The 23694-nt window shown below is 58.8% G+C and carries 18 protein-coding genes; 14 read left to right on the forward strand and 4 right to left on the reverse strand.

The annotated features are described in order from the left end of the window. The first annotated feature begins 299 nt into the window (after positions 1-299). From I9185_RS00860 to I9185_RS00885, 6 genes are read left to right on the forward strand one after another with little or no spacing between them, the layout of a single operon-like run. Positions 300-1043, forward strand: a complete 744-nt coding sequence (locus I9185_RS00860) for a hypothetical protein (protein ID WP_209547237.1) — start codon at positions 300-302, stop codon at positions 1041-1043. 48 nt (positions 1044-1091) lie between these two features. After that, complete coding sequence (locus tag I9185_RS00865) at positions 1092-5321, forward strand: PKD domain-containing protein (RefSeq protein ID WP_209547240.1); 4230 nt, start codon at positions 1092-1094, stop codon at positions 5319-5321. Positions 5322-5337: 16 nt separating this feature from the next. Beyond that, positions 5338-6735, forward strand: coding sequence for a S8 family serine peptidase (locus I9185_RS00870; RefSeq protein WP_171633559.1), 1398 nt, complete (start codon positions 5338-5340; stop codon positions 6733-6735). A gap of 30 nt (positions 6736-6765) precedes the next feature. Then, positions 6766-7221, forward strand: coding sequence for a hypothetical protein (locus I9185_RS00875; protein WP_209547243.1), 456 nt, complete (start codon positions 6766-6768; stop codon positions 7219-7221). Beyond that, entirely contained in the window at positions 7214-8188 is a 975-nt protein-coding gene (locus I9185_RS00880) for a polyprenyl synthetase family protein (protein WP_209547246.1), read from the forward strand. Before I9185_RS00875 ends, I9185_RS00880 begins: the two co-directional genes overlap by 8 nt. 1 nt (position 8189) lies before the next feature. Continuing rightward, a complete protein-coding gene (locus tag I9185_RS00885; RefSeq protein WP_209547249.1) occupies positions 8190-10412 on the forward strand; it encodes a geranylgeranyl reductase family protein in 2223 nt (740 codons plus the stop codon). 167 nt (positions 10413-10579) lie between these two features. Here I9185_RS00885 and I9185_RS00890 read toward each other — a convergent pair whose 3' ends face one another. The 3 genes from I9185_RS00890 to I9185_RS00900 all read right to left on the reverse strand — a co-directional run bounded on the left by I9185_RS00890 (position 10580) and on the right by I9185_RS00900 (position 16225). Beyond that, positions 10580-14869, reverse strand: coding sequence for a thiopeptide-type bacteriocin biosynthesis protein (locus I9185_RS00890; protein ID WP_209547252.1), 4290 nt, complete (start codon positions 14867-14869; stop codon positions 10580-10582). A gap of 38 nt (positions 14870-14907) precedes the next feature. Then, the gene (locus I9185_RS00895) at positions 14908-15300 is read right to left on the reverse strand and encodes a hypothetical protein (RefSeq protein ID WP_171723560.1); all 393 of its coding nucleotides are present in this window, start codon (positions 15298-15300) and stop codon (positions 14908-14910) included. Positions 15301-15553: 253 nt separating this feature from the next. Continuing rightward, positions 15554-16225: a GntR family transcriptional regulator gene (locus I9185_RS00900; protein WP_209547255.1), complete on the reverse strand. Its 672-nt coding sequence runs from the start codon at positions 16223-16225 to the stop codon at positions 15554-15556. A gap of 128 nt (positions 16226-16353) precedes the next feature. Between I9185_RS00900 and I9185_RS00905 the strand changes: the two genes are divergently transcribed. From I9185_RS00905 to I9185_RS00925, 5 genes are all read left to right on the forward strand, one after another. After that, entirely contained in the window at positions 16354-17298 is a 945-nt protein-coding gene (locus I9185_RS00905; RefSeq protein WP_209547258.1) for a hypothetical protein, read from the forward strand. Continuing rightward, a complete protein-coding gene (locus I9185_RS00910) occupies positions 17295-18008 on the forward strand; it encodes a glutamate synthase (RefSeq protein ID WP_152457491.1) in 714 nt (237 codons plus the stop codon). The genes I9185_RS00905 and I9185_RS00910 overlap by 4 nt, the downstream gene beginning before the upstream one ends. Next, positions 17993-19417 (forward strand): FMN-binding glutamate synthase family protein, encoded by a 1425-nt coding sequence (locus I9185_RS00915; protein WP_152457492.1) that lies wholly within the window; start codon positions 17993-17995, stop codon positions 19415-19417. The genes I9185_RS00910 and I9185_RS00915 overlap by 16 nt, the downstream gene beginning before the upstream one ends. Next, a complete protein-coding gene (locus I9185_RS00920; protein WP_209547261.1) occupies positions 19414-20109 on the forward strand; it encodes a type 1 glutamine amidotransferase in 696 nt (231 codons plus the stop codon). Before I9185_RS00915 ends, I9185_RS00920 begins: the two co-directional genes overlap by 4 nt. A gap of 87 nt (positions 20110-20196) precedes the next feature. Next, complete coding sequence (locus I9185_RS00925) at positions 20197-20547, forward strand: DUF1127 domain-containing protein (RefSeq protein WP_171633536.1); 351 nt, start codon at positions 20197-20199, stop codon at positions 20545-20547. On the opposite strand, the gene I9185_RS00930 is transcribed toward I9185_RS00925, so the two are convergent. Next, the gene (locus I9185_RS00930; protein ID WP_209547264.1) at positions 20544-21683 is read right to left on the reverse strand and encodes an FAD-dependent oxidoreductase; all 1140 of its coding nucleotides are present in this window, start codon (positions 21681-21683) and stop codon (positions 20544-20546) included. The genes I9185_RS00925 and I9185_RS00930 overlap by 4 nt on opposite strands. A gap of 91 nt (positions 21684-21774) precedes the next feature. Here I9185_RS00930 and I9185_RS00935 point away from each other — a divergent pair, with 91 nt between their 5' ends. The 3 genes from I9185_RS00935 to I9185_RS00945 are packed head-to-tail and all read left to right on the forward strand — an operon-like array spanning position 21775 to position 23682. Beyond that, positions 21775-23067 (forward strand): glutamine synthetase family protein, encoded by a 1293-nt coding sequence (locus I9185_RS00935; protein ID WP_171119485.1) that lies wholly within the window; start codon positions 21775-21777, stop codon positions 23065-23067. Next, complete coding sequence (locus tag I9185_RS00940; RefSeq protein WP_209547267.1) at positions 23067-23333, forward strand: EutN/CcmL family microcompartment protein; 267 nt, start codon at positions 23067-23069, stop codon at positions 23331-23333. The genes I9185_RS00935 and I9185_RS00940 overlap by 1 nt, the downstream gene beginning before the upstream one ends. Positions 23334-23373: 40 nt before the next feature. After that, on the forward strand, positions 23374-23682 hold the full coding sequence (locus I9185_RS00945; protein ID WP_117869464.1) for a BMC domain-containing protein: 309 nt from the start codon (positions 23374-23376) through the stop codon (positions 23680-23682). The last annotated feature ends 12 nt before the right edge of the window (positions 23683-23694 follow it).

A 23694-nucleotide genomic window follows, 5' to 3' on the forward strand; every position in this document is an offset into this window, starting at 1 on the left:
GGAAGAGGGGCGCGAGGTGTTGTGGACGGATAGAAGGCGCGGGGCCGCGGATTGCGTGGGCAATTCGTCGAGCGTCACGATTGGCGGTTTTGCTTGAAACCACCGCCCCTGGCCATGGCGAGGGAAGGTTCCGTACTGCTGTTATCGATAGTTGGTCAGGGCCTGTATTTCAGGCCGCAAAATTCACGATAATCCCGTCCGATAAAACCAGCGACGCGACAAATAACGTTACGCGATCGGGTTGTGGTCAGCCTTGCTGCGTCTCCGGCTCATTGACGGAATCGCTTTAAAAATATATCGTGAAGGCAGACTCCCAAAGTATCTATCTATCAGTTCCAAGCGTTCAAGAGTTACGTTTATTTCGTAATTGGAAGGCTGCTATGGCTACGTTTCAGGACGTTCAAGCAGCAGTGCATGATATTGCTGCCCGTTTGAATGTCACCCCAGAGCTTGCTCGTGCTGCGCTGATTAACCCCGTGTTGGCGCTTGAGGAGCTTGGGTTCGAATTGGACCTGTCTGGCCGACTTGAGCTGGAGGACAGAGCGCGGTTTTCCAAGAAACAGATCGTTGAACGCAAAAGTTTGCGAAAAAAGATCTTCGCCGCGTCCGGGCATGAATTTGACCCCGGGCAGGAACACGATCTGGCTGTGGTCCTTTTCGACGAGTTGAAGCTGGTCGATGATACTTCGAAACGCCCTGACCTGTCTCCCTTGTCCTTGCCGATGCGAAAAGTGCGCTATTCCACCTCCAAAGTGAAGGTGGCCAAGGTCAAGGCATCTGAAATCGCGCGCCGGTTTCCTGGGAAAGCCAAAGGCAAATCCGTCGCCGGGCTCGATCCGAGTTTGATTGAGCCCGTGAAGATTCCTGATCCGCTGGAAGCGCTGGGCAAGGCGCACAAAATCATCTCTCCGTTACTTGCCTACCGGCAACTTGATGCATCGACACCGCGTTTTGCGACTGAGGCGCTGTATCATGCCGTGCGAACCGGGAAACGTAGGCTGGTCAATATCACGCCCCGCGCCGTTGTCACCGGCACTGCTTGAAGACACCCGGGCGCGATTTCCTCGCGCCGTCACACCGAGGACGTCAGGATGGCAAATACAAGAGGATATGAAGTTGTCGTCGAAGCCTCGGAAGAGGTCCTGCGAAAGGTCATTCGGGGGGCGTGGAAGTCCGCGGAATGCGACGATGATCCCGGCGATGAAGGCCGCATTCCCGAATTCATGGATGTTCCCGCAGGTGAAACCTTTGGCGGTTTTGTCGTCGCTGACGGGTCTGTTCAGATTCCCGAAGACCAGTTGGACGCCAGCTTGCGTCCGGACATCACCGGTGCCGAAATTCGACTTGGTGTCCTGATCCAGATCGAAATCGAAAACCCCCCGGTTCCATCGGCGCAAATGCTGACGATGACGGCCGATCTTGCTGCGGCTGCGCCGATCGGTCTAATTCCCGGGCGTCAGGATGTGGGATGGCTGTTGGATGGCCTGCCTCGCAACCAGGTGTCCGCCACGCTGACCAGCGGCGATCCGATTGCGTCCAATATCGAGTTGTTCGCAAGTGAATTCGTGGACAAAGCCTATGAGAACGGTGGCCCCGGCGGACCGATCGATCCGGCCTTTCCCTCCATCCCCCATGTCATCGATGAGACCGAGCTGCAATTTGCCTTGGGAGCGTTGACGACGGATGTCCATGCGGAAATCTTCAACGACGCCTCGGACGCGGCGCACGATATTGAAACCACCGTGTCAGGCGGTGACATAACAATTTCGTTGCCGGTCTATCTGCGCATGTTCAACATTGTCGTTGGGCCGACGGTACAGCTTTTTTTCAATCCGCAGGACCCCATGGGGATCGAAACGCGGATCAACATCACGGCACCTTTCAATCGGGTCGGTTCGGAATTCCGCACGGATTTAAACGCGGCCATCGTTACCGTGGACGCGATCAACCCCGCCGGTCCGGAATATGGGCCAGAGGGTGACAATTACATCGACAACCGTGATCAACTGGCGGCGATCCCGTTGGTCGCGATTGACCTCGACGCCCAGATATCCAGCGAACTGGTGTCGCGGGGGCAGGAATTGGCCAGTGGGCTGGGCGAGATTTCAATTGCGGCCCCGACAGTAGCCGAGATCGAAGAATTCATCGGCGACTTTTTTCATCAGGATCTTGAGGCCCGCGATTTCGTTTACATCTGGGGGCCAGAGGCAACGGACGAAGAGTTTGAAGTCGACAGTATCACCGTTGGCGTGACAAACGAGTTTCTGGCGATCGCCTTGAACGATGATGGCGGTGGTGACGTAGGCGGGCTTGCCAATTTCATTCCTGCTGACAGGGATTTTGCAATTGCCATCAGCGCGGCCCAGGTCGAAGCATCGATTGAAACGGCGCGCATCGAAGCCGAATTGTCGGATGATGACCTTCCAAAGACCTTTACACCTGACGGGCGCGAAGTCCGGCTGACCGATCTGGACGTGAGCCTCAGGGCCGGGGCGATCAGAATATCGGGCAAGGTGACGGTCGTAGACGCGATCCTGGGCAGTATTGATGTGGATGCCGACTTTTTCAATGATGTCGGATTGCGCTGGCAGCCGAACGGTTCGCTGGGCCCAACCGGTGGGCAGCAAATGGATCACTTTGAAATCGACAGCGATGTCGATCCCGAAGAATCCGTGCTGCTTTGGGTGCTGACGGCAATCGCCGCGATATTGTCATTCGGCGCTTTCGGAATTCTGGGCGCATTGGTCGTTGTGATCGTGGCCCTTGTCGTCCGGGGAATTGCCGAAAGCATGGGCAGTGAAATCTTGTCAGATGAAGTTACCAATACGGTCACGGGTATCACCGGCTGGCCGGAGAACCTTGCCAGGATCGGGCGGGTCGAAGCGGTATTTTCGGACCCGATCGTGATTGATACCGACGGTCTTGAAATTGCCGGAGATTTCACTGTCATAAGCAGTTGCGAAGCCACGGATGTCGTCCCGGCGGATTCGGGTGGTGCTCGGTCGGGTGCGGCCGCATCGGCCATGTCGCTTGCGGCTGCGAATGAACATCCTGACGCAGGGTACGAGTGGTTGCCGGGTGACGGAACACCGGCCGCGGTCTTGCCCTCGATTCAGCATGTCTATGCTGCAAGCGGTGTCTACACCGCAAAACATGCGCTGACGATCAACCAGCCGGGCGGCGCGCGCAGTCGCAGTTTCTCGCTTGTTACCGTCGAAAATGTGCCGCCGACAGTGGATGCCGGCCCTGATCTGACGGTGCAGGAGGGCGAAGAGGTCACTCTGGTCGCACGGTTCCGAGATGTCGAATACCCCGACACCCACGAGTCCATGTGGTATTTCGGTGATCACCACGCGCCCAAACCCGGCGTTATTTCTGAAACCAATGCTCCTCCTGCGGCGACAGGCACGTCGACCGTGACCCATGCCTGGTGCGACAATGGCGAATACACCGTCACGGTGCGTATTCGCGACGTCAACGGGGGCGAGGCCATCGACACCTTGCGTGTCACCGTGACCAATGTTCCGCCCGAAGTCGAAGCTGGCCCGGACCTTTATGCATATGTCTGCACACCGATCACGCTTGTCGCCGATTTCGGGGATCCCGGCTGGTGCGACACGCATACGGCCAAGTGGGATTTCGGCGATTGCAGTGAACCCCGCACGGCCCTGATCGAGGAAACGAATGAACCACCGGCAGCCGAAGGCACGGCGACCGCCTCACATATCTATGAAAACTGTGGTGACTTCCGGGCCATCTGTACCGTCATGGATGACGATGGCGCCTTTGGTCAGGATGACCTGACCGTCCGGGTCGTGCATTTGCTGAACCCTGGTTTCGAAGATGGTTTCCGTTCGCTTCCAGCGGGCAATGTCGGTCGCTTCTGGACACCCTATGCATGGCTGACCGACTTGGCAGCCTTTCATGCCGGAAAGGGAAATCCCGTTCCGCAATTGGCCCCGATCCCCGCCGATGCCTTTGACTGCGAAGGTTGCATCGTCCGGACCGGGGACAGGTCCCAAAGGGTCATCGCGCAGCGCGGCCTTCGTGTCGGCCTGTGGCAATCGCTGGGTTCGAATCCGGGGTGGGATTATGAGTTCTCGTGTTGGTTCGCGAAGGAGGCCGGCGACGCAGGCGGCTATGCTCTAGGGTTGGATCCGCGCGGTGGTGATGATCCGCGGGCGCCCTGGGTGGAATGGTGGACCGGCAATCTAGACGGTGCCTGGCGGCAATTGCGGGGCCGCGTGACGGCGGAAGCCGAGGCCGTGACGGTGTTTCTGGAGTTCAGCGGAGATGATCCGCGCAACGATGCGCTTGGCTATATTGATGATTGCGCTTTCATCGCGATTCAGCCGCATTGTCCGGAGCAGCCGAAGCCCGATCCGGAAATTCCACCGCGTGAACGTTGCATTGATTTTCGCGGCCAGAAACTGCCTTCCCGCCATCCGGTATTGAACGTCGGCGGTGTGCGGTTCCTGCCGTCCAAGGGCAGCCTTCTTCAGATCATTGGCGGGTTCCAGCCGCAAGGCACACCCAAACTGTTGCTTTCCATCGCCGGTGTCTTTGCCCATCTGCCGGTCGTTGCTGATTGGGCCCGCCTCAAGCTGAGCTTTGCTGGCGGAAAGCCCATAACGATCATCGCACTTGATGCGGCGGGCAATGTCCTGACGACCCAGACAGGAACGCAGCAGCAGGGGGTACAGATTATCGAAGTTCAGGCGAGCGGTATGGTGACCCTCGCCATGCGCGCGCAGGAAGCGGCGTTGATCGAACTGTGTTTCCTGCCGGAACACCCGCGCAGTACGCCCTCGGCAGAACCTGAACCGGGGCCCGGCATTGTCGTGAATCCGCGCTTCGACCGTGCCGTCGCACCGGCCATGTTCAGTGCAGGGACGACCACGGAGGACAGGACCTTGACCGAAACCAACAGCCCTCATCCGTTCGGCCTGTCCGAGGCGGCTTGGGGCAAGCTGGACACTCAGCTGCGATCGGAATTGGCGAAGGCCGCAACAGACGGCGATGATGGGAACTCGGTGCAGGTCATATTGCGCTTGGCGCCAGACACCGAAGGCAATGCGCCCTCTTTCCGGCGCGCCGAAACGAAGGCACGCGAAGATTATTTCCGCCGACGCACACGGCCCCTGGTCGGCACCCTGGAAAGCCTGGGCGGTGTCGGGATTACCGAACTGTGGCTGATCGACAGTGTTGCCGTCGAACTTTCGCCCGGGGCCATCGCGACAATGGCCAACGATCCTTCCGTGGTGATGATTACCCATTCCACCAAACGTCAGGCCATTCCTGAAAACCCCATAAGACCATGATCTAAAGGAGCACGAAATGTCCGAGTTAAGCCGGGAACACGTTGATCGCTTCGAAAGAGCGGAACGTCGTGAAATCGAGAAGCTTCGTGCCGAGTTTGGCAGCGAGTCCATCTTGAAGATGGACAGCATTATCTTGCGCGACCTCTTGGCCAACCGAAAAGAGGCGCGCCTGAACGCCCTGCTTGGCCAAACCGAAACCGCCCAGCTTCCCCGGCATCGCGTGCTGGTCTCGCTGCGCAGCGGCAGGGCATCGCCGGATCGCCCGCCCCGTGCGTTCGACCGGCGCCAGCGCCGCCGTTCAATCATGCAACACCGACGCCATGGTGAAGACGTGGTGGGCAAAATCGCCCGAAGCTTTGAAGAGCGGGGGATTGAGGTCGAACGGTCGTTTTGGCTGACTCACAGTCTGGTTGTCCTTGCCGATGATCAGCGCCTTACGGATATCGCGGGGCGCGCCGATGTCCTGAAGATGGTTCATTGCAAAAACCAGATCCTGATCGACCTGGATAACAGTCGTCCGCTGATCAATGCCGATGTCGTGGAAGCCAGCGGGATCAACGGTGCCGAAGTGGATGTTGCCGTTCTGGATACGGGCGTGGACCAGACACATCCCGAACTTGCCGGAAATTTCGGCACCCAACAGGATTTTACCGGCGAGGGGTTGGGCGACCTGAACGGGCACGGTACTCATTGTGCGGGTGTTGTCGCCAGCAATGGCGCGACGTTCCGTGGTGTCGCCACGGGGGCGGTTATCCACGACTACAAGCTGCTGGATCAGTTTGGCAGTGGGAACGCTCCAAACTGCGTTTCGGCAATCCAACAGGCCGTCGCGGACGGGATGGATGTTCTTTCCAATTCCTGGGGCTTTTCGCACAGAAACGGCAATTGGGTCGATCCGGACGGAACATGCGTTTTGTGTGTCGCCGCTGATGCGGCTTCGACCGCCGGGGTGACCTTTGTGGTGGCCGCGGGCAACGAGGGCAATGACAGTTGCGGCACCTATGACACGCGCATTCGCTGTCCGGGTATTGCGCAGAGCGTGATCACCGTCGGCGCAAGCGATGACAGCGACAACATGGCCGGTTTCTCCAGTCCCGGACCAACGCCGGATGGACGCGACAAACCGGATGTCACCGCCCCCGGCGTGGATATCGTGGCATCGCGATCGGCGACCGGCAATGACATGAATGGCGGCGCGACGGTGATAGATCCGCTTCATCTCGAGGCCAGCGGCACCTCGATGGCCTGCCCCCATGTCGCCGGGGTCGCGGCGCTGATGTTGCAGCGAAACCCGACACTGCTGCCGGCTGACATCAAGGCAGTTCTCATGGCCACCGCCGTCGATATCGGCGCACCGACCACGCAGCAGGGCGCCGGGCGTGTGGATGCTCGGGCGGCGGTCGGCTCGGTCTGATTTGGAAATTCTGGAACGGAGGATACGAACGTGGCAGACTATGAACAGCGGATGCAGCCGGAAGAGGGTGCAAAGGCAGTCGAAAAACTGGCCGAAGATGCTTTGGCGGGTTTCAAGGCGGACGCCAAGAAGGAATATGCTGAACTGGTCAAGCAGTACGAGGGCGCCAGTGCAACGGTTGGTGTTTTTGGTATGGGGTTGGTCGAAGTTTCGGTGATGAGCGGTGAAGTTCACATCAACCCGAGCCAAAAGCGCAAAGGGAAAGGCCGGGGCGTCGGCGCGATCTCACCGGAAGCTCTCGTGGCCATTTCCGAAGGCAGGATGACCGTAATGGACGCTTTCCACCGTGGTGAGATTGTTGTTCGCGCCGAGTCCGCAGCACTGCACGAGGGCTACGACAGTTTCATCAGGAACTCTGAAGCGGCGCTCAGGTCGAAGCGTTTGCAGAAGACGCTGGCGCAGTTCCGCAAGATTGCGGATGTCTGACTGGTTGCAGGACGAACAGATCCGGGCCACGATACCCCAGGTTGAAGCATTCATGTTGGATGCTGTCGCCTCGGACCAGCCGGGTTTTGAAGAGATAGCCCACTGGCTTATCGGCGCTGGCGGGAAACGGTTGCGGCCAATTCTTCTGCTGCTTACCGCGCGAAGCCTCGCCGACACAGAAGGCCGCAAGCGCGCAATTCAGGCGGCGGCGGCTGTCGAAATGATCCATGTGGCGTCGCTCTATCATGACGACGTCATGGACCGGGCCGAACTTCGGCGTGGAGCGGAAAGCGTGAACCGTCGCTGGTCTTCGCCCATCGCCAGCTTCGCCGGAACATTCATTCTGGCCCGTGCACTAAACCTGTTGGATTCCATCAGCCCCAAAGCCTCTGAGCTGGCTGGCAAACACTGTTCCGCGCTGTGTCTGGGGCAGTTGCGCGAAGCAGAAAACGCCTACAACGCCGATTGGACCATTGAAGAGCATCTTGAAATGCTCGAGGGCAAGACGGCCGAGCTGTTTGTTCTCGCCGCATCGCTGGGGGCGATGTTGGCAGACGTAAGTGATCAGGAACGAGACGCACTGATCACCTATTCAAAGTGCCTCGGCCTTGCATTTCAGCTGCGCGACGATGTTCTGGACTACATTGCAAGCAGCACCGAGCTTGGAAAGGGGTCCGCCTCTGATCTGCGCGAAGGGGCCTATACGATGCCGGTGCTCCTGTGCCTGGGTCAGAACGGTCAGGCCGCCGATGAATTGCGGGCCAGGTTGAGGCTGGCTGAAATGCAGGATGCGGATATTTCGCGCGCTGTAGAGATCATTCGCAATTCGGGTGCGGTCGAAGCTACGGAACAGTTGGCGCGGGACAAATCCGAAGCGGCCGTACAGGTCATCTCGGGGCTGGACGATCATGTGCTACGCGACTCGCTGGCAAACCTCGCCCGGCTCTCTGTGGAAAGGAGGGCCTGACATGGACGGTTACGGCCCTCTTGCCGAGGATTTGCCGCTTGCGACACCTGCGGAAGCCGCCGCCGAGACATGGGACGCCATCATTGTCGGTGCGGGGCCCGGCGGCAGCGCTGCCGCCATTGAGCTGACGCGGAGAGGTCGAAAGGTCATTCTGATCGACCGTGAGGATTTCCCTCGGGACAAAAGCTGTGGAGACGGAATCACCCGGTCCGGTATCTCTCAGCTGAAACGCCTCGGCATCCTGTCTGCGCTTACAGATCAACAGGAGGTCGAAGGCGTGCGTGTCCATATGCGCAACAGGGGCCACCGGGATTTTCGATACGAGGGCGAAGACGACTATGGGCTGGTTGTACCCCGTTTGATACTGGATGACTGTCTTTTGCGTCAGGCCCGCGCGGAAGGAGCGGCTTTCTTGCCGAAATGCCGTGCCGACGATCTGGTAACGGATGAAAGCGGGACTGTCGCAGGTGTCACCGCTCGGATGCAGGATGGCACGACAGTGGTTCTGACCGGGTACATGGTCATCGCCGCAGACGGGGCCGCGTCTCGATTGGCGAAAGCAGCGGGATTGCGGGAAACACCGGAACAAGGCTATGGCACCGCGCTTCGCGGTTATGTCGATGGCTGCGGAGACACTCCGCCACTGCTGGAAATAATGCTGCCGTTGACTGATGTTACGGACCGGTACTTGTTGCCGTCCTATGGCTGGGCATTCCCAACGGGGAAGGGAACTGCAAATGTCGGTGTCGGGCTGTTCTGCAGGGCGTTTGACACCAATGTCAGAACATTGTTCGACCAATTTCTGGACGCGCTCCGAAAGGAATATCCGGAATATTCGGGCATTCAGTTGTCCGGTACGACCTTGGGGGCACCGCTGAGGTTCGATTTCGCACCGGAACGCGCCGCCCATTCAGGTCTGTTGCTGGTAGGGGACGCCGCCGGTCTTATCAGCCCGTTTACAGGCGAAGGAATTAGCTTTGCGCTGGAATCCGGTGTGCTTGCGGCGCAAACCACTGATCGATGTCTCCGCACAGGGGCAGGCCCTTGGGTGGCGGCAGACGACTATGCGCTTTTGTTGGGGGATCGCTTTGCCGGGTACTTCACGCTCGGGAACCGCGCAAGCCGCAGATACGAGTTCATCTGGCGCGTGTTGGACGATACGTTCGAAAGCGAAAAGCCGGTCCACAACATGCTGCGCCGCGCCGTTTTGGTGCCTGAAGGCACTGGCGGTGATGTGGAAAGCGCCATGTTGGACGATGTGTCGCCCCTTGTGCGAGTGCCCGAGATGCCGCTTGGGGACGACCTGCGCGATGTGGGTGCGCGCCTCAATCACATCGTACGCACCGATTGGCCGTTTCTGACGCGCATGTCCTTCGCGGGCAAGCGGGCTGACATGGTTGCGTTTCGACCTTCGCTGTTGCTTTTGCTGACGTCCTATCTGGGTGATGTTGAGGCAAAACGACGTCGTGCCGCGGCCACGGCGCTGGAGCTTGCGTATCTGGGGTTTCTTGCCCAAAGCGGCATTCGAGGGATCGAGGCTGCGGCCGCAACAGCCGACGCCACGGCCAACTGGGGCGACAAGCTTGGGATACTCACAGGTGATTACCTTTTGGCGAAGGCGCATGAAGTCGGCGCACGGGACTGCCCGGATCTGGTGCCATCAATCCTGAGCGCCATGGCCTCGGCCTGTGAAGGCCGAGTGTCCGAGCTTCGGACTGCATGGCAACCGGATATGGCTGTCGAAAAGCGCATCGCGCAGATGCGGCAATGCATGGCTGCATTCTTCCGACTGCCTTGCGAACTCGGTGCGATGCTTGCCGAACAAAACGATCTGTCAGGTGCCCTTCGCGACTATGGCGAGAATCTTGGCCTAGCTTACCTGCTGACCGAGGATGAACTTGCCCTGGACCGCCCCCCGGGCAGCACCCCATTTGCGTCAGACCTCTCGAGCGGCCTGTTCAGCGTGCCTGTTCTCGAGGCAGCCCAGCGGCAAACGGGGGGCGCAGCAGTCCGTGCTTTCCTCAGTCACCGCGACCCTGCGCGGTTTTTGGCAGAGCTTTCTCCGGCCACGCGCCATATCAAGAGGCGGAAATTGCCTGAAGAATACCGCGATCAGGCAATAGCGGCGCTAAGCCCCTTGCCACGGGGCGGCGTGGCAAAATCGCTTTCGGCGCTTGCAGGTTACGCGGTAAGTCGACAGGTCCCAAAACGCCGCGTGCTGTAAAGGTGTGATCCAGGTTCCGAGGTGTCCCGCTGCCGGTCAAAAGCGCAGTGATCCACGTTGCCTTGCCCCATGCGCCGGAGCTTCATTCAGGGGCAGGGGGTATGTGTGGACAGCTCATGCTTCGGACGGAGGGTTCAGGTTCCAATCCGCTGCCATGAGTATGCCGCCTAGGGCGATTTCCACCCGTGGTTCAATTTGGTTCGATAATGTCGACACAGCGCCTCGTGGATGACTGCCTCTTCCGCGGCGGTTCCCCAGTGAAGGATCCGGTTGATGGACATATGAGCGAGGCTTCCCAGAACGTCGGCCAAGCTGTTTCCCAACCGGCCATCCTGTTCTTCTCGCTGAAGGAGTCCAATATCCGGATAAAGCCTGGCCGCACGTGCGTTCCAGCGCGATGGCCGCGAATGAATGCCTTTGCCTACACCGAGTTCACTCAGAACAACGCATGCACTTTTCCATTCCTTTCCAGTAGCACGACGCGCAATCCGGCGCGACGCCGGGCCGCCCCCGTAGTTTTGTGAACAGCGCTCGGAGATCGCCAGCCGAACACCTGTGGGCAGTTCCAAATCTTCGAACAGGGCATCGATACTGGCGGCTGACGCCATCCACCGTCTGGACCGGCTGATCTTCGGATCGTTGAGTACGTCAAGCGCAGTGAGCGAGTCGGCGCCGAATATCCTCTCGCATGCGCCGAGCCCCAGTTCTCCGCCGTAGCGCGCCGTTTCAGGCAGGTATTCGTCAACAAGAAACCTGTCCACCAATCCACCGGCCGTATTCTGCAAGTGAACAAGCACCCGGTTCCTCAGAACTCTGTCATGATCGTTTGAAAATTTGATGCGGAGGCGCAGTTCAAGTTCCGGGTCTGCATATCTTACGAAGAACCAGTTCTCTATCAGGTTGCGTTTCTGCCAAAGCGTCAACCTGTTCGATTGCAGTTTCAGGAACTGTTCCAGCTTTATGGCATCCCCGAAAAGCCGCAGATACAACCATGATCCGGCCTCATCAGTGCCGTGCCCCAGCGGTTGCCATGCGGTCGGGTTGGCATCGTAATCGACAAAGGACGTATAAACGGGCTTTGCTGGGGCATAAACCAGTTCAGAGGCCAATCGACCATGCGGCGAGTCGATCCACCAATCCTCGGGCGCCGGAAGGTACTCGCAGATCGAAAGCGGCCCTTTTTTCAACGTCTTGATCAGGTTGGCAGTGGAAAAGGGGTTGTCCAGATCCCATGGCGTGGCCATGTCGCTGGCCTCATCCGTAGGGGCCACATATCGCGGCAATTCCAGTATTTGTCGGTTTGCTTCCAGCCAGAATTCCGCTTTGCCTGATCTAATCACCTCTGTCGGGATACAAAGCCGCCACCGTTGCGGCGCAAGGACCACATTTCCAGCACAGACCCTGGGCAGCCGGTTCCGATTGCTTTGCGATTGCCACGACCAGATCACAGACGGTTGCCGCATGTGCGTGGCGATGTCGATGAGCAGAAGATAGACAGCCGGCGCCCCGGGAGGGCTTTGGTGGGCAGCATGCAGCTGTGGAATGACCTCGACGCCTTGGCTGCCCCAGAACAGCCGGAACCGACTGCCATCGTGACGAATCCACAGATCGTGCAGCGGAATCCTCAGTTCGGGCGGTAACCCGCTGTCGCCGAGGATCTCGATGACATACCGGGAAAGGCTGGCGCGTCTGAGGATGTTTGATGACCGGGGGTCCGTGGCGCACAGGATGTCTGCTTCGACAATTGTCGAATCCTCTTCACGCGTGGGGCTGTGTTGCATCAACGCGTCTGCGATCAACTGATTTCGCCTTGAGAAACGGCCGAAAATCGCCTTGGGCCCGCCCGGGAAAATACCTTCGGGATAGGCCGTCCAGACGGGGTTGTGCCCTACACTGCGTCCTACTTTGCTTAGAAGAACGCCATCCTGGATGGCGAAAGGGGCCTGATCCGTATTGCGGGCATGCAGGATCTCGATATCCTGCGCGCAAAGCACCCACTTGTGCGCGTCCCAATCGGGTTCCAGCGGAAATTCCTGAAGGTTTTGCCTAGGGGCATCACTTGACGACCCCGTACCTGTAACGAAATCCATTCGCAGCGGCATGCCGAGATATGCAAGCCCGCTTTCGGCATCCACGGCCTGACCCAGCAACACGGCGCGGTCACCGTAACGGTCAAGGAAACGCCGTTCAAATTCCAGAAAACGGTTTGGCTTTGGCACGCGAAAGCCGATCTTCTCCAAAATGTTCCATGCGTCGGTCAGTGCCTGCACCGCGCGCAGTGGTGTTTCCAACGTGCCGACGCAATGCGCATCGACATGCAGAAAATCACCTCTCCAACCCGGGGCGAAAGAGTCAGCTGTTCGCCTCAGTTGCTTTAACGCGATCATCGAAGGGGTTTCACGCGCGGCATCAAGATCATGCCCGAGCGCCGCCAAACCTCTCTTTTGGCGGGCGGTCATATCTCTTCCCAGCCGCTTCAGGGTTCTGGCGGTTGCGTCATGTCCCAGAAGTATTGGGTCTTTTCGTGGTATCAGAGCCTCGGACCGACAGAGATCCGAGATCGTCACGCCAGATTTGAAAGATCGGTCTCTAAGGGCCGTTTCCAGATCGGAAATCGGGACGGAATCGACATCAAAGATGAACTCTGCCAGATCGGAATCCGCCGCTGCAATGATCTGTTCGTGGTTCCAGGGCCCGTCGAGATCGCCGTTGGTTATCCAGTGCAGAACGCCCTGTTCCCACCAGGCCGATGGATTGCATCGCACCCTCGTGCTTTGCGTTTCGGCGAGTCCGGCGGCAATATGGGACAAAAACCCACAGTCCAGATCCATATCCAGATGGTGGTCTGCCACGGTGACGATATCCTTGCCTGCAACAGGTATTGCCGTGCCCACTGCCGCGAATGCGCCGTACGGCGTCGGGCGGAAGCACATTCTGTAAACAAACCGATACAATGTGCCGAGGACTGCGGGGGAGAGGCCTTCGCCTTTCTCGATTTCCCGCATGACTTTCGAGAAAAAACTGGGTCGTGCAATGAACAACGACAAGGCAAAGGACGGATCGCGAATTAAATCTGAAGCACGCTTTTCCAGATCCTTTTTTCGGGTGCTTTTTATGACTCCGCCAAGATCGTGCTGCGGTGAACGCGTACAAACACGAATCCCGAGGAACGGACGAGATCTGTGCGGTTCCGGATGGGACGGGCAGTGGACATTCTGTTCAACATCCAGCCCCATGAACTTCAGATATCCGAGGTAATCCGCGTCCCGTAGGGCAAGCAGTGCCAACAAAACGCCGCTCGACCCGGTCAATAGATCCGTCGATTGAAACGTCTTCCAGCCTGCGCCGATTGCGGGAAGCCCGTCCGGGCTCAATTCCCGTTCAACGAGGGACAAAAGCCGTTCGGCGTGCTTTTCGATCAGGGGATCAACGTCTGCTTTGGGAAAAAGCGATCGAATGGCAAGGGCCATCACCACAATTCCGGCATCGCCATGGCACAGCCCGCCATCATTGATACCCGTCTCATGAAAAGGTCTGTCGACGCAGGATATCAGAACTCGCGATGCGACATCGCGTATTTCGTCTTCCATACCTACCAGCCTCGCCGCCGCGAGCGTGGTGTATATGATACCAAGGTCGCCATAGCACCACGCAAGACGTGACGGTACCTCCCAGGCATGACTGAGCGCTGACATGCAGGGAAAGCAGGATGACAGGCCGCTGTCTGAAAACGCGCCCTGGTGCGAAAGCAGAAACAGGACCGCGTCTTTGAGGTCTTCGATGTGTCGTGGCGTGAACGCGTGCCGCCGGCCCAGGCGGGACAGAGCCAGAACGGCGCCGGGAGAACCATGCGCCAGCCCCATGTTGACGAGGTACCGCGTTGTTTTCATGGGGCCGGTCTCGTCTTCCGGTGAGGAAAAAGGTTCTGTCCACGCAAGCCCCCGTTCTGTTCGTGCCGAGTGCCTCCAAAGCTCCTCTGACAAACGCAGGCACAGCGACTTTCCCCCAAGACGGGCCGTCCGGGATTTCGGTTCGCACAGAAATACGGATATACCCGCAAGACCGGACACGTGATCGAAGTGCCCCATCCAGGGGGCTTCGAGAAGGCGTTGCGCAACCGAACGCAGGGCACGGTCAAGCGCCAGTTGCGCTTCGGGATCGTGTGGATTGGCGTCCAGAGCATGACAGGCCAGCAACCCAAGGCCGGCGCGGCCATCGAACAGAGAAACAGGGGCTCCGCGCAGGTCTCGGTCGCAAGCCCAGATGGTCGCAAGGCGACGTGACGCGGCGGATCGCACGCGATCATCCTTCAGAAACTTGTCTGCCGCCAGCAATGCCATCGCCTCTCCGGCGACGGCGCTTCCCAGTCCGATAACATCAGTTCTGATCGGGGCCGCCACAATCGACCCTGCAATGGACTGTATTGCCGCTTCAATCCGCGTTGATGAAATAGACATTGAACAAAATAAATTCTCCGCCACGCGAGATTTACCATTCAGCAGGCGTTTGGATGGCACCCTTTGCTGCTGGCACGGATGCTGCACCAATTCTTGCAGCAATTTTTGGCCCAGCTGAACGTGCGGCGCGTCGGGGCCCCAACGCTGCCGGCGTCAACGAAGCCGAAGGCAGGACCGGTGGACGTGGGATTGAAGCCAGAAGAATGATCCCCCAACTCGCCTAGGGATTCGATGGATGTCAAAAGCGCGTCCACGCGATGTTCGACGGTTTCCAGCCTGTCTTCCGGGCCTGGTTCCATGACGCGCATCAACTGGTCGAGGCGCTGCTCGATCGCGGTCAGCCTGTCATCGACAGACCGGCATTCCGGATCTGTCTTTTCGCTTTCGGTGTAATCGTGTTCTTTGCGATTGTCGTTTTCGTCAGCACTCATTTCTCTCTCCGGAATCTGAGGTGGTCGAATAGTCGACTTGGGACCGCCTGTGGAAAAACGTGTCGTTCAAATATCAACTCCGATGGAATCGGAGGGTCTTTGTAATGAGAGATTTCAATAATAGACGAAAATGACCGTTTTGTCATGAAGCCGTCAGAACAGCGCGCGGATACTTGGTGGCATTGCCCGCGATGCATGAGCCGGTTTCAGGCAGGCGAACCGGCGCGGTCCGCCCTGCCGACGGTTCCGTGCGTCAGCCGTTGGCCGCTTCTTTTAGCCCCTCGATCTGCAAATCGAACCCGGCCTGAATATGGGCGGTAAAGGTTTCCAGTGCTTCTGTCACGTCTCCGGTTTCAATCGCGTCGACAAGCGCCTGATGATCACCCAGAGACTGTGAGATATCGACATTTTCGATTGCGGAAAACAGGTGAAAGGCCATGGCCTTGCCCCAGATCATGTCGAACATGTCCAGCAGGAACTTGTTTCCCGCTTCAACCATGAAGGCGCGGTGAATGCGCCGGTTGGCAATGAAATAGTCGCGCGTCGTAGGGTTGGTCAGGTTTTCTTCACGACGAATCAGCGCGCGCAAACCCTCCAGAACCGCGGGGTCTGCGTGGGCCGCAAGAATCCGGGCGGCCTGACCTTCGATTGCGGCGCGGGCCTGATACAGCTGCCGGACTTCGGCTTGATCCATGCGGGCCAGCCGGAAACCACCGCTTGCGGCGACTTCCAGAACACCTTCGGTTTCCAGCCGCATCAAAGCCTCGCGAACCGGGGTGCGGCTAATGTTCAGTTCCGCTGCCAGCTTTTCCTGAACCAATCGGTCTTCGGCAGAGATTTCGCGGCTCATTATGGCTTCGACCAACTGATCATAAACCTCGTCCGCCAGCCGTCTGCGCTGTGTTTTTATCTGTTTCAGAGCCACTCGGAGCCTCTCTTTCCGTGTTTTGTGAATTCTGTATTCAAAAAAGCATCTGGTGCCAAGGCGAATGGGCTTGCTATTGCTCGTGTACTGTATACAGTATACAGACGCAGTTGAACAGGGAGCTCTTCATGTGTGGAATCGCTGGAAGGATTCTTACCGTACCCGGGCAGGTCGGGGCGGACCTGGTAGACCTGATGGATGCGCAGGAACACCGTGGCGCAGACAGCACCGGGTTTGCAGTTTATGGACCGCCACGAGACACCGGATATGTTTTACGAGGGATGGGATTTGACAAATCCCGGCAGGATGCTGACCTGAATGCGTTTGAGGCGGTGTTGAAGGATCACGGCTCTTGCTTTCTGTCCGATCCGAAGATCGTAACCGATGAGAACCGGCATTATTGCTTTCGCGCGGAAATTTCGGACCCGACTGATTTGCAGGCCTGGGTGCGGGATGCAGATGAGCTGACGGACCGGTTCGAAGTGCAGTCCTGCGGCCGCAGTCTTGAGATCATCAAGGACATCGGCGGCGCCGAAGCGGTTGCCGAAAAGCATGGCGTGCGCGACATCATCGGCACCCATGGTCTTGGCCACGCGCGGCTTGCGACGGAAAGCTCGGTTCTGCCCAACGCTTCACACCCGTTCTGGGCGCGGCCGTTTTCGGATGTGGCGATCGTGCATAACGGCCAGATCACCGATTATTTCACATGGCGCGACAAGTTGAGCCGAAAGGGCTATCGCTTTCTGACCGAGAATGACAGCGAGTTGATTGCGGTCTGGGTCAGTGACCAGATGAAAGCGGGTCTGACGATGGAACAGGCGCTGAAGAAGTCGATTACCTCTATCGACGGAGTATTCACCTACATGATCGCAACGCCGGACGGGATCGGATTTGCCAAGGATCGGTTCGCGATGAAGCCGTTGGTTGTGGTCAATCGCAATGGGGACCTGGCCGCCGCGACCGAAGAACAGGCGGTGCGTCGCGTGATGGCCGAAGAATGCGACGTGATCAACTATGATGGCCCATCGCTGACCGGCATCTGGGGTGTCGGCAACCGGAGCCTGGCAGCATGAGCGAGGTAGCAAGACAGATGGATGAAATCGTCATCGAAGTCGGCAAGCGGCACATTCGTGAGGTGAACCGGGATATCATGGCAGCCTGCGCATCAGGACGGCCGATCCGGGTTGTCGATACGCTGTCGCGACACAATCTGGGCGTGGGCCTGCCGGACAATGTGGACATCACCTTCGAAGGTTCGGTGGGGTACTATTGCGGCGGTCTGAACACTGGCGCCAACATCTCTATCGAACGCAATTGCGGGTGGGCCGTGGGCGAAGGGATGGCCAAGGGTCACATCACTGTCGGTGGCTATGCGGGCATGTCCTGCGGGGCGGCGATGATTGGCGGCACCATTCATGTCAAAGGTGATGCCGGGCCGCGTGTCGGTGTTGCCATGAAGGGCGGCAACATCGTGGTCGAGGGCAAGATCGGATACCAATCCGGTTTCATGGCGCATGCGGGACGCATCATTGCGCTGGGCGGTGCGGGTGAATCCTGTGCGGACGCTTTGTGGCAAGGCGAGGTTTGGGTCGCAGGCGAAGTTGACAGCCTGGGTGTGGACGTCTCGGTGATCGAACCCACTGCCGAAGAGGTGGCCGAGGTCGATGCGATCCTTGACCCTCTGGGGCTTGTCGACAGCTCTCGTAACTGGCGCAAAATGGTCTCTGGCCAGCGCCTTTGGTATTTTGAAAGCAGGGACGCAAGCGCATGGCTCATGATCTGAGTAAACCTTATGACTACCCGTTCGAAGTCGCGTCAGAGGAAGAAATACGGTTCCGCGACGCAGGTGCGGTCGATGGACGACCGGCTGGTGTGCCTTCGTCTTATGATGAAGGGGGATCAACCCGCTGGACGCCCGAAGCGATATCGGAAGTTCACGCATTGGCGCAACTTGGGCGGTATCAGGTGCGTGGCTACAACACGTTCAACAAGCAGTTGCCGACATTCGACGATCTGACATTTGTCCCGGCGACGATGACCCGCCTTCCGCTGGAAGGATACCGCGAGAGCTGCGATACGACGACGGTTCTTGGCGGCGGGCGCGGATTGGTGGAACGGCCACTGGAACTGAAAATCCCGATTTATATCGCATCAATGTCTTTCGGCGCGCTCTCGGCCTCGGCCAAGGCGTCGCTTGGTTATGGTGCCTCGAAGGTGGGCACCATGACCTGCACCGGCGAAGGCGGCATGCTGGAAGAGGAGCGCGAAGCCTCCCAACGCCTGCTCTACCAGATGTCGCCTGCCCGCTATGGGGTCGATCTGGATCACCTGCGCCGCGCCGATGCGCTTGAACTGGTGGTCGGGCAGGGGGCCAAACCGGGCACCGGCGGTCTACTGCTGGGAATGAAGGTCAGCCCGCGGGTCAGCGAAATGCGCACTTTGCCCGAAGGGGTCGATCAGCGATCCACCATCCGGCACCCCGATTTCCTTGGGGCTGACGATCTGGCCGTCAAAATCGAGGAATTGCGCATCGCCACGAACTATCAGGTGCCGATCTTTATCAAGATGGGGGCCACGCGGCCGCGGTTCGACGTGGCCGTGGCTGCAAAGGCGGGCGCGGATGTCGTCGTGGTGGACGGGGCCGAGGGCGGCACCGGTGCGTCACCCGAGTTGCTGCTGAATCACACGGGCATACCGACCATGAGTGCCATACGCGCGGCACGCGAAGCGCTGGATGAGTGCGGGATGAGCGGCAAGGTCTCGCTTGTCGCCGCGGGCGGGATTCGATCAGGTGTGGACGCGGCCAAATGTCTGGCGCTTGGGGCGGATGCGGTCATGATCGGGAATGCCGCGATGGTCGCGCTGGGATGCAACACTCCCAGATATCTGGACGATTACCAGGCGCTGGGAACATCGCCGGGGGCGTGCCATCACTGCCATACGGGCCGTTGCCCGGTTGGGATCGCAACGCAGGATCCTGACCTTGAGGCGCGTATGAACCCGCATGCGGGTGCAGAGCGCGTCGCGCGGTATCTGACCGCGATGACAATGGAGATCACGGCGCTTGCCAAGGCCTGCGGCAAATCTTCGGTGCACAATCTGGAAACCGAAGATCTGCGCGCGCTCAGTTTTCAGGCCTCGGCCTTTACCGGCGTCAAGATGGCGGGCATCGACCGGGCCTTCGACTGGTGAGGATCGCACTTCTTGAGTTGACCCTTCATCCATTGCCGCTGCTTGAAGGGCTGCCGCGGACGGCCCAGCAGATCCGCGCATGGCTTGAACCGCATCTGCCCGAAGCCCGACTTTCCTCGGTGGATGTGGTCGACGGCGAGGCATTGCCTCAGCTCGGGGATTTTGATGGGGTTGTTGTCGGAGGGTCCGAATTCGGCGTCTACGATGACACGAAGTGGATGCGGCCCCTTCGCGATTTCCTGGAGTTGTGCCGGGACCATGCCAAGCCGGTCTTCGGCATCTGCTTTGGTCATCAGATCATGGCGGATGTCTATGGCGGCAAAGCCGAGAAAGCCGAGATCGGCAATGTCGTCGGCGCACGAGGCTTCGACTATGGTGGAACCAGCGTAGATGCCTTTGTCTGGCATCAGGATCAGGTCACGCAGGTTCCGCCTTCGGCGCAGGTGACAGGGTCGGCGGATCACTGCCCGGTAGGGGCCTTGGATTATGATTTCCCGGCCCGTTCCGTGCAATTCCATCCCGAATACCGGGCAAGCCATCTGCGTGAATTGTTCGTGCGCGGGCGCGACGTGTTCCTTGCACCGCAAAAGGCGGATGAGGGGCTGGCCTCGATTGAGATGGCACATGTGCCGAAGGATCTGGCCGCCGCGCAGGCGGTTGACTTGTTTCGCAATGCCTGCGGTCGGACGTAAAACCTGAAAACCCGCTTGATCCTGATCAATTCCGGCTTTGAAACACTGTGTATACTGTATCCATAACGTGGTGGAGGAGGCCGCGATATGTCGGGATACACAGATTTCTTTCAGAAAATAGCGCGCATCGTCAGCTCACCTCGGGATGAAAACCTGAGTGACAGAGAGCTTTCAGACCTTGGCTTGTCCCGCGCGGATCTGGCCATGTTGCGATCGGGCGCACCACAGGCACGAGAGCGTATACTCGCCATGGCCGGACAATTCGGACTGACCGAGGCAGACCTGAACGCGCACCCCGAGCTGGGGTTGGAACTGGCGGAAAAATGCGGGCACTGCCTTCAGGCCGAAACCTGCCGTGACGCGATCCGGGCGGGCGCGCGACTTCCCCAGGGCAAATGCCCAAATGCTGGAATTTATCGCGCCCTCTTGGATGGTTAGCGTCCACTGGGGCTTTCCTTCGGGCTCAGCTTTCTGCGGCCGCTGATCTTGAACCGGTCCGCGGTTCCAAAATCCTTCAGCCCAACGCCTGCTGCAAATTCTGCAAACACCGGGGCGTGCTTGAACAAATGACCAGAGCATCCGCCGGCGAACAGCACGTTTTCATGCTCGGGGTGCCAGTCGACAATGAAATGTGTATCCGGGGTCAGAATGATCTGGTTGAACTTGGAATCCACGACCCTTTGCCCCTCTAAACCCGGAAGCCGGTGGCGGATATAGCTGCGTGTGCGGCCCAGTGTTTCCTTACGGATCAGCCGTTCATCATTGTCCAGATCGATCTTGTCCGGGATGACAACCGCCGCCTTTACGCCGGAGCCTTCGGACGACGGCAGACCAAATGACCCTTGCCCGTGATCGATCCAGCAGGGCATCCGGCTCATGTCGAAATCTTCCGACCCGTCGGGTGTTGAGGTGTAGAGGACATTAACGCCAACCACGGTCGAGATCGGCTTGATCGTTCTGGGAAACATGTCAGCCATCCATGGGCCAGTCGCCATGATGATCAGATCAGCCTCGAGCGGTTTGCCGTCAAGCATCGGACGTTCCGATCCATCCGTGGTGACGCGACCACGTTGTACTTTGCCTCCTGCCTTTCGGAACAGATCCAAACCGGTCAGAACGCATCGATGCGCCATCAGCATTCCGGCTTCGGGTTCGAACAGCGCAAATTCGATGTCGGTGACCTTGAACTGAGGGAACCGCGATTCGATATCCGACCGACCGAATTTGTAATAGGGCACCCCGACCCGGTCGAAAGTTTGTGCGGTTGCGTCTTCCCAGTCGCAATGCCCCGCTGTCGCCAGAATCAAGGCGCCGCATTCATACATCAGGTTCTGGCCGCTTTCGGCTTGCAGCTCCAGCCAGCGCAGGCGGCTTTCGCGCGCCCAGCGTGTATAGAACTCGTCCCGCCCGGATATGGCGCGAATCACTCGGTTGTAATCTGTTGAAGATGCACGGGAATGTCCCGGCTCCCACCTGTCGATCAATGTCACGGCTTCGCCGCGCCGTTGCAGTGTAAGCGCCGTCATGACGCCGACTATGCCGCCTCCGACAACGATGACCGAGCTTTTGGACATGGCGCAGATTTTCCTTGTTTCCTGACTGGCTTTGTGAATACTGTATACAGAATACAGCAATTATAAAGCTAAAAACAGGGAGCACGCGCAAATGAGTTCGGGGTTTGATCTGCCCGAGGGCACACATACCGTCATTCTTGGTGTCGGGGATCTCAACGGCATCATGCGTGGCAAGCGCATTCCGGCCAGCCATTGGGATCATGTCTGCAAAAGCGGCAATGCTCTGTCGATTGCGCTGCTGGCGATCGATATGACCTGCGACGTCTGGGATACGCCATACGTCAATTTCGACAATGGCTATCCCGACATGCATGTCTTTCCGATGACAAAGCCTGTCGCCGTCCCGTGGGAACCGGGCGTGGCCGTCTGTTTTGGCCGCGCTGAGGGCATGGATCACAAACCGGTGCCGATCGATCCGCGTCAGGCTTTGGTGCGGCAGGTGGACCGGGCCCGCGACATGGGGTTCGAGGTGAATGTCGGCACGGAATTGGAATTCTATCTGCTGGATCCGGAAACCGGCCAGCCGCGCGACACGGGCATCCAGGTCTATGGTCTGGGCCGCGCCGCCCGGATGGAACACATCGTTGGCCCGATCCGTCAGCAGATCAACGAATGTGGCATTCCGATCGAACAGTCGAACCCGGAATATGCGGCCGGCCAGATCGAGGTCAACATTCGTTATGGTGAAGCTCTGGCTGCTGCGGATCGTGTCGTTCTGTTCAAATCCCTGATCCGACAATTGGGGATCGCGCACGACTATCTGGCGACTTTCATGCCCAAGCCGTTTTTTGATCAATCGGGCAACGGGTTTCATACGCATTACTCGCTGTGGAAAGACGGCAAAAACGCCTTTGCCGACAACGGCAAGATCAACGACACCGGAAAATCCTTTATCGCAGGCCTGCAAAAGCGCATGTGCGAGACGGCGATTTGCGGCAGCGGCACGGTCAACGGATATCGCCGTCGCCAGCCCTATACGTTCTGCCCGATCAACGCGAGCTGGGGCTATGACAACCGGACGGTTGGTATCCGTGTCATCGAAGGCTCGGACAGTGCCGTGCGGGTGGAAAAGCGCGATGCCGGTGCAGACGCCAACCCGTATCTGTTGCTTGCGGCCGAGATTGCCGCCGGGCTTGACGGGATCGAACAGGGGCTGTCCCCTTCGGAACCGACGACAGGCAACGGGTATGAAGAAGGGATCGGAGACCCAATTCCAACCGATTTGCCAACCGCCATCGATCTGGCGCGCGGATCGGAATGGCTGCGCGATGTCATGGGCGAAATGCAGTGGGAACTGGTCCTGCAACAGGCTGAGCGAGAGCTGGAATTCTTCAATCAACAGGTCACACAGGTCGAACTGGACCGCTACCTGAGGGCGTTCTGATGCATTTGGGCAAGGTCGCTGGAACTGTCACGGCAACTGCCAAGGACGCCAGGCTGGTCGGAACAAAGCTGCTGGTGACGGATCTGGTCGACAGCAAGGGCACCCTGATCGATCCGGCGCGGGTTGCGGTCGATACCTGCGGCGCTGGGGTCGGGGATACGGTGCTGGTTGTCAGCGGGTCTGCCGCCCGCATGGCGGCCGGGTTGTCCACGGCCCCCGTGGACATGGCCATCATCGCGGTGATCGACCGCGTCTCGACGACCTGAATCACAATACGCGAAACATCTTTTTTTGGAGGAACAGAAAATGGCGAAACCAGTGGCGGGGCAGATGGCCCTGGGCATGATCGAAACACGCGGCCTGGTCGGCGCGATTGAAGCCGCGGATGCGATGGTCAAGGCAGCCAGCGTTGCCATCGTGGGTCAGACCAAAGCTGGCGGCGGGCTGGTGACGACCCTTGTCCGCGGCGAGGTCGGCGCGGTCAAAGCCGCCACCGATGCAGGCGCGACAGCGGCCAACAAGGTGGGCGAGGTGGTCTCGGTTCACGTGATCGCACGGCCGCATGACGAGCTTGAGGCAATCATCGACGGGCTGGGTGCCGGGTCGTCGGCCTGATCAACCCCTTTG

The sequence above is a fragment of the Ruegeria sp. HKCCSP346 genome (assembly GCF_017872595.1).
GTDB lineage: Bacteria > Pseudomonadota > Alphaproteobacteria > Rhodobacterales > Rhodobacteraceae > Ruegeria.

Bases quoted from the DNA above. Each gene is read 5' to 3' on its own strand.
- I9185_RS00865 (WP_209547240.1), top strand. From the start codon at position 1,092: ATGGCAAATACAAGAGGATATGAAGTTGTCGTCGAAGCCTCGGAAGAG.
- I9185_RS00870 (WP_171633559.1), top strand. From the start codon at position 5,338: ATGTCCGAGTTAAGCCGGGAACACGTTGATCGCTTCGAAAGAGCGGAA.
- I9185_RS00880 (WP_209547246.1), top strand. From the start codon at position 7,214: ATGTCTGACTGGTTGCAGGACGAACAGATCCGGGCCACGATACCCCAG.
- I9185_RS00885 (WP_209547249.1), top strand. From the start codon at position 8,190: ATGGACGGTTACGGCCCTCTTGCCGAGGATTTGCCGCTTGCGACACCT.
- I9185_RS00890 (WP_209547252.1), bottom strand. From the start codon at position 14,869: ATGTCTATTTCATCAACGCGGATTGAAGCGGCAATACAGTCCATTGCA.
- I9185_RS00895 (WP_171723560.1), bottom strand. From the start codon at position 15,300: ATGAGTGCTGACGAAAACGACAATCGCAAAGAACACGATTACACCGAA.
- I9185_RS00905 (WP_209547258.1), top strand. From the start codon at position 16,354: ATGTGTGGAATCGCTGGAAGGATTCTTACCGTACCCGGGCAGGTCGGG.
- I9185_RS00910 (WP_152457491.1), top strand. From the start codon at position 17,295: ATGAGCGAGGTAGCAAGACAGATGGATGAAATCGTCATCGAAGTCGGC.
- I9185_RS00915 (WP_152457492.1), top strand. From the start codon at position 17,993: ATGGCTCATGATCTGAGTAAACCTTATGACTACCCGTTCGAAGTCGCG.
- I9185_RS00925 (WP_171633536.1), top strand. From the start codon at position 20,197: ATGTCGGGATACACAGATTTCTTTCAGAAAATAGCGCGCATCGTCAGC.
- I9185_RS00930 (WP_209547264.1), bottom strand. From the start codon at position 21,683: ATGTCCAAAAGCTCGGTCATCGTTGTCGGAGGCGGCATAGTCGGCGTC.
- I9185_RS00935 (WP_171119485.1), top strand. From the start codon at position 21,775: ATGAGTTCGGGGTTTGATCTGCCCGAGGGCACACATACCGTCATTCTT.
- I9185_RS00940 (WP_209547267.1), top strand. From the start codon at position 23,067: ATGCATTTGGGCAAGGTCGCTGGAACTGTCACGGCAACTGCCAAGGAC.
- I9185_RS00945 (WP_117869464.1), top strand. From the start codon at position 23,374: ATGGCGAAACCAGTGGCGGGGCAGATGGCCCTGGGCATGATCGAAACA.